Annotated in this window: 8 protein-coding genes and 1 tRNA gene; 8 read left to right on the top strand and 1 reads right to left on the bottom strand. The window is 72.9% G+C overall.

Annotated features, from left to right (window positions below; genetic code table 11):
• The first annotated feature begins 98 nt into the window (after window positions 1-98).
• Both ACZ55U_RS27870 and ACZ55U_RS27865 read left to right on the top strand, forming a co-directional pair.
• Window positions 99-1004 (top strand): carbohydrate kinase family protein, encoded by a 906-nt coding sequence (locus tag ACZ55U_RS27870; RefSeq protein ID WP_465530191.1) that lies wholly within the window; start codon window positions 99-101, stop codon window positions 1002-1004.
• A gap of 149 nt (window positions 1005-1153) precedes the next feature.
• Entirely contained in the window at window positions 1154-2116 is a 963-nt protein-coding gene (locus ACZ55U_RS27865) for a trypsin-like serine peptidase (protein WP_465530189.1), read from the top strand.
• A gap of 112 nt (window positions 2117-2228) precedes the next feature.
• Here ACZ55U_RS27865 and ACZ55U_RS27860 read toward each other — a convergent pair.
• A tRNA-Arg gene (locus tag ACZ55U_RS27860) sits at window positions 2229-2300 on the bottom strand.
• Between the two features lie 169 nt (window positions 2301-2469).
• Between ACZ55U_RS27860 and ACZ55U_RS27855 the strand changes: the two genes are divergently transcribed.
• The 6 genes from ACZ55U_RS27855 (at window position 2470) to thrB (ending at window position 10014) form a co-directional block, all read left to right on the top strand.
• The gene (locus ACZ55U_RS27855) at window positions 2470-2973 is read left to right on the top strand and encodes a response regulator (protein WP_465530187.1); all 504 of its coding nucleotides are present in this window, start codon (window positions 2470-2472) and stop codon (window positions 2971-2973) included.
• A gap of 44 nt (window positions 2974-3017) precedes the next feature.
• Window positions 3018-4679 carry an arginine--tRNA ligase gene (gene argS / locus ACZ55U_RS27850; RefSeq protein WP_465530185.1) on the top strand — a complete coding sequence of 554 codons (1662 nt, stop codon included), beginning with the start codon at window positions 3018-3020 and terminating at the stop codon, window positions 4677-4679.
• 92 nt (window positions 4680-4771) lie between these two features.
• Complete coding sequence (gene lysA / locus ACZ55U_RS27845; protein WP_465530183.1) at window positions 4772-6166, top strand: diaminopimelate decarboxylase; 1395 nt, start codon at window positions 4772-4774, stop codon at window positions 6164-6166.
• A gap of 137 nt (window positions 6167-6303) precedes the next feature.
• The gene (locus ACZ55U_RS27840; protein WP_465530181.1) at window positions 6304-7596 is read left to right on the top strand and encodes a homoserine dehydrogenase; all 1293 of its coding nucleotides are present in this window, start codon (window positions 6304-6306) and stop codon (window positions 7594-7596) included.
• A gap of 9 nt (window positions 7597-7605) precedes the next feature.
• The gene (gene thrC / locus ACZ55U_RS27835) at window positions 7606-8703 is read left to right on the top strand and encodes a threonine synthase (protein ID WP_465530179.1); all 1098 of its coding nucleotides are present in this window, start codon (window positions 7606-7608) and stop codon (window positions 8701-8703) included.
• Between the two features lie 372 nt (window positions 8704-9075).
• A complete protein-coding gene (gene thrB / locus ACZ55U_RS27830; protein WP_465530177.1) occupies window positions 9076-10014 on the top strand; it encodes a homoserine kinase in 939 nt (312 codons plus the stop codon).
• The last annotated feature ends 224 nt before the right edge of the window (window positions 10015-10238 follow it).

The following is a 10238-nucleotide window of genomic DNA, read 5'->3' as shown; positions in this document are numbered from 1 at the left end:
CGGAGAGCCGGACGGCCACTCCTTGGGAGCCACCAAAGGCAAGCCGCCATCAGCCACATCCGGCCCTCCTGGGCCGCCTAACAACTTACGGAGCCGCCATGCTGCCGGAGTTCGACCTGCTCGTCGTCGGTGGTACCGGAGTGGACACCATCGTCCGGGTCGAGCGGCTGGAGATCCCGTCCGGTGACTCGGAGTTCGTCGAACCGGTGCGGGACTACGTCGGCCACACCGGCAACGGCGTCGCCCTCGGCGCCCACCACCTCGGCCTGCGCACCGCGTTCATCGACTTCCTCGGCGAGGACCCGCAGGGCGACCTGGTCCGCGCCCACTACGCGCGCCACGGGCTGCACTTCGCGCACCTGGTGAGCCCGCACGGCACCCCGCGCGGCGTCAACCTGGTGGACGCGGCCGGCCGCCGGTTCTCCTTCTTCGACGGCCGCCACCCCGCCGACCTGCGGCTGCCGCGCGCCTTCTACCTGCCGTACGCCGAGCGCAGCCGGCACGTCCACCTGTCCATCACCGGCGTCAACCGGGACATGTACGGCGACCTCCACCGCCTGGGCCGCACCACCTCCACCGACCTGCACGACTGGGACGGCGCGGACCCGCACCACCGCGACTACGCGCTCGGCTCCGACCTGGTGTTCCTCTCGGTGGCCGGCTGCCGAGGCCGCCACGAGGAGGTGATGCGCGCCGTCCTCGCCGAGGGGCGCGCGCGGGTGGTGGTCGCCACCGCCGGCGCCGAGGGCTGCCACCTGCTCACCCGGGACGACCCCGGGCCGCGCCACCTGCCCGCCGTCGACCCGGGCCGCCCGGTGGTGGACACCAACGGCGCCGGGGACGCCTTCGTGTCGGGCTTCCTGTACGCCTGGTTCCAGGGCCGCGCGCCACTGGACTGCGCCCGAGCCGGTACGGTGGCCGGGGCCTTCGCCTGCACCGCCGCCGGAACGCACACCGCCTTCGTCGGGGCCGCGGAACTGGACGCGGTGCTCGTCGACCGGTGACGCCGGGGCGCGGGCGGCGGCGCCGGGGACGCGGCCGGGTAGCGGATTTCTCATCGAGCTCCAAGGAGCCGGTCACGCCCCTTCCAGGCTGAGGCGCCATAGTCGTCCACCGGACGCCGCCACCGATCGCCCCGGCAGGAGAAGCAGGCATGGGCAAGCACCGCCGACAGAGGTCCCGCCGCCGCGGCCCGCTGGTCCCGTCGCTGTTCACCGCGCTGTCCGCGATCGCGGTCGCCGCCGTGCTGACCGGGACGCACGGGCTGGACCTCTCCGACGCGACGACCGCCGGCAAGGCCGCCCGCAGCACCCGCTCCGCCGCCGCACCCTCCCCGGCCGCCACCCCGGCGGCACCCGCCTCGCCGGCCCCGGTCGCGGCCCCCGCCACGCCCGCCACGCCCGCGCCCACCGACCCCCCGACGGCCGCGGCGCCGACCACCCCCGCCGCCCAGGACGTCGCCCTCGGCACCACCGGCCCGGCCCCGCTCCCGGCCGTCGACCGCGAATCCGCCAGCGTCGGCGCGCTGTTCAGCGGCTCGGTGGAGGCCGGCAAGCACTTCTGCACCGCCAGCGTGCTGCACAGCACCGGCGGCAACCTGCTGCTGACCGCCGCGCACTGCCTCAGCAGCACCGACGGCGTCACCTTCGCCCCCGGCTACCGCGACGGCACCGCCCCGTACGGCACCTGGCAGGTCACCGCGATCCACACCACCCCCGGCTGGTCCCAGAAGGGCGACGTGGACGAGGACTTCGCGATCCTGGAGACCGCCCCCAGCGACGGGCGCCACGTGGAGGACGTGGTCGGCGGCAACAAGCTCGGCGCCGGCGAGCCCTTCGGCCTGACCGTCCGGCTCTACGGCTATCCGGCCGACTCCGAGGAGCCGCTGCTGTGCACCGACACCACCGGCCGGCAGAGCGGCTACCAGCGGGTCATCCAGTGCCCGTCCTACCCGTCCGGCACCAGCGGCGGACCGTGGATCGACACCGCCACCGGCGAGGTGGTCGGCGCGATCGGGGGCTACGAGCAGGGCGGCGACACCGACGACACCTCGTACAGCGCCTACTTCGACCACACCATCGCGGACCTCTACGCCCAGACCGAGGCTTCCGCCTGAGCCCCGGGCCCGCCCGCGCCGGGCCCCGGGCGACCGCCCCCGAACACGACGAAGGCCCAGAACCGTGGATCAACTCCACTGATCTGGGCCTCACTTGGCACTTCCTGCGAAGTGCCCCCGGTAGGATTCGAACCTACGCACCCGCCTCCGGAGGGCGGTGCTCTATCCCCTGAGCTACGGGGGCCTACTGGCCTGTCAGCCGCTCGCGCTTCCGACGTGGAAAACAGTACCCCATGAAACGTGCTCCTCGTACCAGGGTTTCCCGGAAGATCGTCCGGCGGCGCCGGCGGGCGGGGGAGCGGAAGTGCCCAAAGGCCGGACGGGGCGGTGGGGCCGCCGATACCCTCGGTGAGGTGTCGGGAGTGTCCGGGCGGGTCCTCGTGGTGGACGACAGCGAGGTGATCCGTCAGCTGATCAGGGTCAACCTGGAGCTCGAAGGCTTCGAGGTGGTGACCGCCGCCGACGGCGCCGAGTGCCTGGAGGTCATCCGCCGGGTGAAGCCGGACGTGGTGACGCTGGACGTGATGATGCCGCGCCTGGACGGCCTGCGGACGGCGGCCCGGCTGCGCGCGACCCCGGACACCAGCCGGCTGCCGATCGCGATCGTGAGCGCCTGCACCCCGGCGGACCTCGACCTGGGGGCGACGGTCGGGGTGGACGGCTACCTCGGCAAGCCCTTCGACCCGGCCGACCTGGTGGCCCTGGTCCGGCGCCTGATGCGGTTGCCCGGGCAGTCCGGCGAGCCGCCCCCGGCGCGGACCGGCCGCGCGCGCGACGCAGTTCGCCCTGAGCGAACAAGCCGGGCGGATCGGGGCCGAGACCCCGGAACAGGGCCGCCCCGGCGTCCCAACCGGTAAACCGAGTGGCGGGCGGGCGCCCCGTCTCGCCTACGCTTGGCGTCGTGACCCCCGCAGACCTTTCCCAGGCAATCCAGGCCGCAGTGAGCTCCGCCGTCGAGGCGGGCGAGCTGGCCGTCGCTGTGCCCGAGCACGTGACGGTCGACCGGCCCAAGAACCGGGACCACGGCGACTACGCGACGAACGTGGCCCTCCAGCTCGCCAAGGCGGCCGGCAAGCCGCCGCGAGCCGTTGCCGAACTGCTGGTCGAGCGCCTGCGAGGGATCACCGGCGTCGCCAAGGTCGAAATCGCCGGTCCGGGCTTCCTGAACATCACCCTGGACACCGCCACCGCCGGTGCGCTGGCGCGCACCATCGTCGAGGCGGGCGAGGCCTACGGCCGCAACGAGGCCCTCAAGGGCCTGAAGATCAACCTGGAGTTCGTCTCCGCCAACCCGACCGGCCCGATCCACATCGGCGGCGTCCGCTGGGCGGCCGTCGGCGACTCGCTGGCGCGCGTGCTGCGGGCCTCCGGCGCCGACGTCACCACCGAGTACTACCTCAACGACGCCGGTGTGCAGATCACCAAGTTCGCCGCCTCGCTGCAGGCCGCCGCGAACGGCCGCGAGGTGCCCGAGGGCGGGTACGTCGGCGAGTACATCGTCGACATCGCCAAGGCGATCACCACCGCCGTCCCGGGCCTGCTCGACCTGCCCGAGGACGAGCAGCTGCGGGTCTTCCGCGCCGAGGGCCTCAAGCTCATGGTGGCCGAGATCCAGCGCTCGATGGAGGAGTTCGGCACCCACTTCGACGTGTGGTTCTCGGAGAAGACGCTGCACGACTCCGGCGCGGTCGAGGAGGCCATCGACCGGCTGCGCGAGCAGGGCCACGTCTTCGAGCGCGACGACGCGGTGTTCCTGCGCACCACGGACTTCGGCGACGACAAGGACCGCGTCCTGATCAAGGCCGACGGCGACAAGACCTACTTCGCCGCCGACGCCGCGTACTACCTGTCCAAGCGGGACCGCGGCGCCGAGGTCGCGCTCTACATGCTGGGCGCCGACCACCACGGCTACGTCAACCGCCTCAAGGCCATCTCGGCCTGCGCGGGCGACGACATGGACCGCAACATCGAGGTGAAGATCGGCCAGTTCGTGAAGATGCTTCGCGACGGCGAGGAGGTCCGCATGTCCAAGCGGGCCGGCAACATCATCACGATCGACGACGTGGTCGAGTGGATCGGCGTGGACGCCGCCCGCTACACCCTGGCGCGCTCCTCCACGGACTCGACGATCACGCTGGACATCAACCTGCTGACCAGCCAGACCAACGAGAACCCGGTCTTCTACGTCCAGTACGCCCACACCCGGATGTGCGGCGTGGCGCGCAAGGCCGCCGAGCTGGGCGTGGACAAGGGCACGGTCGAGCAGTTCAAACCCGAGCTGCTGGCCACCGAGTGGGAGTCCGACGTGCTCGGCCACCTCGCCGAGTTCCCGCGGGTGCTGGCCACGGCCGGCGAGCTGCGCGAGCCGCACCGGGTCGCGCGCTACCTGGAGGACCTCGCGGGCAAGTACCACCGCCTGTACGAGAACTGCATGTTCCTGCCCAAGGGCGACGAGGAGCTCAACGACACGCACCGGGCCCGCCTCTGGCTGGTCGAGGCGACGCGCACCGTGCTCGCCAACGGACTCACGCTCCTGGGCGTGACGGCGCCCGAGCGGATGTAGGAACCACCCCCAAGCGCAGAGGCGGGGGCGGCGGACGGTCAACGGGGACCGTCGCCGCCCCTCGCCATAGGTCTCGAAGGACTGGCAAAACCATGAGCCGTTCCGCACACCCCGCAGGCCCCCGCCACGGCGACGTCCTGCCCGAGGGCCACTACCAGGCCCCGCCCGCCGACCTGAACGCGCTCGACCCCAAGGTCTGGTCGCGCACCGTCGCCCGGAACGCCGACGGCGTGGCCACCGTCGGCGGCGTCGACGTCCGGCGGCTGGCCGCCGAGTTCGGCACCCCCGCCTACGTGCTGGACGAGGAGGACTTCCGGGCCCGGGCGCGCGCCTGGCGGGACGCCTTCGGCACCGACGCGGACGTCTACTACGCCGGAAAGGCCTTCCTCTCCAAGGCCGTGGTGCGCTGGCTGCACGAGGAGGGCCTCAACCTCGACGTGTGCAGCGCGGGCGAGCTGGCGGTCGCGCTGGCCGCCGGGATGCCGCCGGCGCGGATCGCGCTGCACGGCAACAACAAGTCGGCGGACGAGCTGGAACACGCGGTGAAGACCGGCGTGGGGCACATCGTGGTCGACTCCTACGAGGAGATCGAGCGCCTGGCCGCGATCGCCGCCCGCCAGGGCGTGCGCCAGCAGGTGCTGATCCGGATCACCGTCGGCGTTGAGGCGCACACCCACGAGTTCATCGCCACCGCCCACGAGGACCAGAAGTTCGGGCTCTCCCTGAACGGCGGGGCCGCCGCGGAGGCGGTGCGCCGGGTGCTGGCGCACCGCGACAGCCTGGAACTGCGCGGCATCCACTCGCACATCGGCTCGCAGATCTTCGACATGGCCGGCTTCGAGGTGGCCGCCCGCCGGGTGGTCGGCCTGCTGGCCGAGATCCGCGACGAGCACGGCGTCGAGCTGCCCGAGATCGACCTCGGCGGCGGCCTCGGCATCGCCTACACCAGCGAGGACGACCCGCGCGAGCCGGCCGAGATCGCGGCCGCGCTGGCCGACATCGTCCGCCGCGAGTGCGCCGCCGCCCACCTCGACGCCCCCCGGCTGAGCGTGGAGCCGGGCCGGGCGATCGTCGGCCCGACGGCGTTCACGCTCTACGAGGTCGGCACCGTCAAGCCGCTGGAGGGCCTGCGCACCTACGTCAGCGTGGACGGCGGGATGTCCGACAACATCCGCACCGCGCTGTACGACGCCGAGTACTCGGTGGCCCTGGTCTCGCGCACCAGCGAGGCGGAGCCGATGCTGGTGCGGGTGGTCGGCAAGCACTGCGAGTCCGGCGACATCGTCGTCCGGGACGCCTTCCTGCCCGCCGATCTGGCCCCGGGCGACCTGATCGCGGTGCCCGCCACCGGCGCCTACTGCCGCTCGATGGCGAGCAACTACAACCACGCCCTCAAGCCCCCCGTGCTCGCCGTCAGGGACGGCGCGGCCCGGGTGATCGTCCGGCGCGAGACGGAGGAGGATCTCCTGCGTCTGGATGTCGGATGACGAAATTCTCGTCTCAATACATGGGACGACCGTAGATCCGTACGGAAAGTCCCGGAGACTGGTACGGACCGAAGATTCCGGCGGCCCCGAGAAAACCCGCCGGAATGACGAAGACGATGAATGCAGAGCGGAGTCGGATGATGCGTACGCGCCCGCTGAAGGTGGCGTTGCTGGGTTGTGGTGTGGTGGGCTCCGAGGTGGCGCGCATCATGACGACGACGGCCGACGACCTCGCCGCTCGCATCGGCGCCCCGGTCGAGCTCGCCGGGATCGCGGTCCGCCGCGCCGGGCGGGTCCGGCCGGGCGTCCCGGAGCACCTGATCACCACCGACGCCGAGGCCCTGGTGAACCGCGGCGACATCGACGTCGTGGTCGAGGTGGTCGGCGGCATCGAGCCCTCCAAATCGCTGATCCTCTCGGCCTTCGAGCGGGGCGCCTCGGTGGTCAGCGCCAACAAGGCGCTGCTGGCCAAGGACGGCACCGAGCTGCACGCCGCGGCCGCCGAGGCCGGGGTGGACCTCTACTACGAGGCCGCGGTCGCGGGCGCGATCCCGCTGCTGCGGCCGCTGCGCGAGTCCCTCGCGGGCGACAAGGTCAACCGGGTGCTGGGCATCGTCAACGGGACGACCAACTTCATCCTCGACAAGATGGACACCACCGGCGCCGGCTACTCGGAGGCCCTGGAGGAGGCCACCGCGCTGGGCTACGCCGAGGCCGACCCGACGGCCGACGTGGAGGGCTTCGACGCCGCCGCCAAGGCCGCGATCCTGGCCGGCATCGCCTTCCACACCAAGGTGACCGCGGCCGACGTCTACCGCGAGGGCATCACCGAGGTGACCGCGGCCGACATCGCCTCCGCCAAGGAGATGGGCTGCGTGGTCAAGCTGCTCGCGATCTGCGAGCGGGCGGCCGACGGCGCGTCCGTCACCGCGCGGGTCCACCCGGCGATGATCCCGCTGTCGCACCCGCTGGCCTCCGTCCGCGAGGCGTACAACGCGGTGTTCGTCGAGGCCGAGGCGGCCGGCCGGCTGATGTTCTACGGCCCGGGCGCGGGCGGCTCGCCGACCGCCTCCGCGGTCCTCGGCGACCTGGTCGCGGTCTGCCGCAACAAGCTGGCGGGCGCCACCGGCCCCGGCGACTCGGTGTACACCCGGCTGCCGGCCAAGCCGATGGACGAGGTGGTCACCCGCTACCACGTCAGCCTGGACGTCGACGACCGCGCGGGCGTGCTCGCCCAGGTGGCGTCCGTCTTCGCCGAGCACGGCGTGTCGATCGACACCGTGCGCCAGCAGGGCCGCGACGGCGACGCCTCGCTCGTCGTGGTCACCCACCGTGCCACCGACGCCGCGCTGTCGGCGACGGTCGACAAGCTCCGCGCGCTGGACAGCGTGCGGGACGTGGCCAGCATCATGCGGGTCGAAGGGGAATAAGGAACAGCCATGAACGCCGTTGCCGAGAACGTCGTCCGAGGCGCGCACACCCACCAGTGGCGCGGCCTGATCGAGGAGTACCGGGACCGCCTGCCGGTCACCGCGGCCACCCCGGTGGTCACCCTGCTGGAGGGCGGCACGCCCCTGGTCCCCGCCCAGGTGCTCTCCGAGCGCACCGGCTGCGAGGTCTACCTCAAGGTCGAGGGCGCCAACCCGACCGGTTCCTTCAAGGACCGCGGGATGACGATGGCCATCTCCAAGGCCAAGGAGGAGGGCGCGCAGGCGGTCATCTGCGCGTCCACCGGCAACACCTCGGCCTCCGCCGCCGCGTACGCGGTGCGCGCCGGGATGGTCTCCGCGGTGCTCGTCCCGCAGGGCAAGATCGCCCTCGGCAAGATGGGCCAGGCGCTGGTGCACGGCGCCCGGATCCTCCAGGTCGACGGGAACTTCGACGACTGCCTCACCCTTGCGCGTGAACTGTCCGAGAAGTACCCGGTGGCGCTGGTCAACTCGGTCAACCCGGTGCGGATCGAGGGCCAGAAGACCGCCGCCTTCGAGATCGTCGACATGCTCGGCGACGCCCCGGACGTCCACGTGCTGCCGGTCGGCAACGCGGGCAACATCACCGCCTACTGGAAGGGCTACCGCGAGTACGCCGCGGACGGCCTCGCCACCCGCACCCCGCGGATGTGGGGCTTCCAGGCCTCCGGCTCGGCCCCGATCGTGGACGGCGCCCCGGTGCTCAAGCCGCAGACCATCGCCACCGCGATCCGGATCGGCAACCCGGCCTCCTGGGACTTCGCGCTCGCCGCGCGGGACGAGTCCGGCGGCCTCATCGACAAGGTGACGGACCGTCAGATCCTGTCCGCCTACCGGCTGTTGGCCTCGCAGGAGGGCGTATTCGTGGAGCCCGCCTCGGCCGCCTCGGTGGCCGGTCTGCTGGCCAAGGCGGAGGCCGGCCTGGTGGACCCGGGCCAGCGGATCGTCTGCACCGTGACCGGCAACGGCCTGAAGGACCCGGACTGGGCGGTGGCCGGCGCGCCGCAGCCGCAGATCGTCCCGATCGACCCGGAGGCGGCCGCCCGCAGCCTCGGGCTGCTCGACTGAGGTCTGACGCCCCGACGGGCCGGCCCTCCAGGGGGCCGGCCCGTCGGAGTTCCACACGGAGTTCCCCCCTGACACTTTTGTGTCAATTGAGCTTCGCTTTGCGATCCGTTTCCGCCCCCCTCTTCGACGGAGGGGGGTGCGCATTCCGGCCAGAACCGGCAACACACCAGATCGAAGGCCCACGGGGTGTACCGCTGGGGAACCTCTCTTCGATACTCTGGCCTCGGCCGCGTGGCGACTGCCCCGGGCCCGGCGGGTCCGGGCCGAGCCGACCCCAGCGACCGCCCGCCCCCGAGGGGCCGTGGTCCGTTCCCCACCCTCGCACCGCCGACGCGCTCCGCGCCGCCCGATTTCCCCAGGAGAGTCCACCGCATGGCCGGTCCTGCGTTCCGTGCCGCCGCCGTCCGGGTCAGGGTTCCCGCGACCAGCGCCAACCTCGGCCCCGGCTTCGACGCCTTCGGGCTCGCGCTGGGCCTGTACGACGACGTCGTCGTCCGGGTCGCCGACTCCGGCCTCTCCGTCGACATCGCGGGTGAGGGCGCCGACACGCTGCCGCGCGACGAGCGCCACCTGCTGGTCCGCTCGATGCGCGCCGCCTTCGACCGGCTCGGCGGCCAGCCCCGCGGCCTCGAAGTGGTCTGCGCCAACCGGATACCGCACGGCCGCGGCCTCGGCTCCTCGTCGGCCGCCATCTGCGCCGGCATCGTGGCCGCCCGCGCGGTGACCATCGGCGGGCCGTCCGCGCTGGACGACGACGCGCTGCTGGCCCTCGCCTCCGAGCTGGAGGGCCACCCCGACAACGTCGCGGCCTGCCTGCGCGGCAACTTCACCATCGCCTGGACCGACGAGGAGTCGGCCAGGGCGGTCGCGCTGGAGCCGTCCGAGCAGGTCGTCCCGGTGGTGTTCGTCCCCGCCGGCGAGGTGCTCACCGAGACCGCGCGCGGACTGCTGCCGAAGACCGTCCCGCTGGCCGACGCCGCCGTCAACGCCGGCCGCTCCGCACTGCTGGTCGAGGCGCTGACCAGGCGGCCCGACCTGCTGTTCGCCGCCACCGAGGACCGGCTGCACCAGGACTACCGCGCCTCCGCGATGCCGGACAGCGCCGCGCTGGTCGGCGCGCTGCGCGCCGAGGGCGTCCCCGCGGTCATCTCCGGGGCCGGCCCGACCGTCCTGGCGCTCACCGACGAGGCGGGCGCCGACAAGGTGCTCTCCTTCGCCGGGCACCACGGCCACGGCGGCGACCCGGCGTTCGCCGCGCACCGGCTGGACGTCGACCGCACCGGGGCCGTCGTGCTCCCGCTGGACGTCTGAGCAGCGCGAACGGGCCGCGCGGGGCCCGGCACCGGCACCCCGCCGAGCCGGGCCCGACGGACACGATTGGCAAGCACGAGGCTGGGGAATGTCTGAGGGGGTCGGTAGTGTTAACCTCATTGCTGCACCAGGTGCCCTCCGGGGCTCGGTGCGCCGCGTCCCGATCCCAGCACTCCACGGCAGTGGAGTCCCGGCGATGCACGGGGCGACGATTCTCCGGGAGC

It is taken from the genome of Kitasatospora sp. NPDC034533 (assembly GCF_055575155.1).
Note: the sequence above shows the minus strand (reverse complement) of the source record. Positions and strands in the feature narration are given on the sequence as shown.

Bases quoted from the DNA above. Each gene is read 5' to 3' on its own strand.
- thrB (WP_465530177.1), top strand. From the start codon at position 9,076: ATGGCCGGTCCTGCGTTCCGTGCCGCCGCCGTCCGGGTCAGGGTTCCC.
- ACZ55U_RS27865 (WP_465530189.1), top strand. From the start codon at position 1,154: ATGGGCAAGCACCGCCGACAGAGGTCCCGCCGCCGCGGCCCGCTGGTC.
- thrC (WP_465530179.1), top strand. From the start codon at position 7,606: ATGAACGCCGTTGCCGAGAACGTCGTCCGAGGCGCGCACACCCACCAG.
- ACZ55U_RS27840 (WP_465530181.1), top strand. From the start codon at position 6,304: ATGATGCGTACGCGCCCGCTGAAGGTGGCGTTGCTGGGTTGTGGTGTG.
- lysA (WP_465530183.1), top strand. From the start codon at position 4,772: ATGAGCCGTTCCGCACACCCCGCAGGCCCCCGCCACGGCGACGTCCTG.
- ACZ55U_RS27870 (WP_465530191.1), top strand. From the start codon at position 99: ATGCTGCCGGAGTTCGACCTGCTCGTCGTCGGTGGTACCGGAGTGGAC.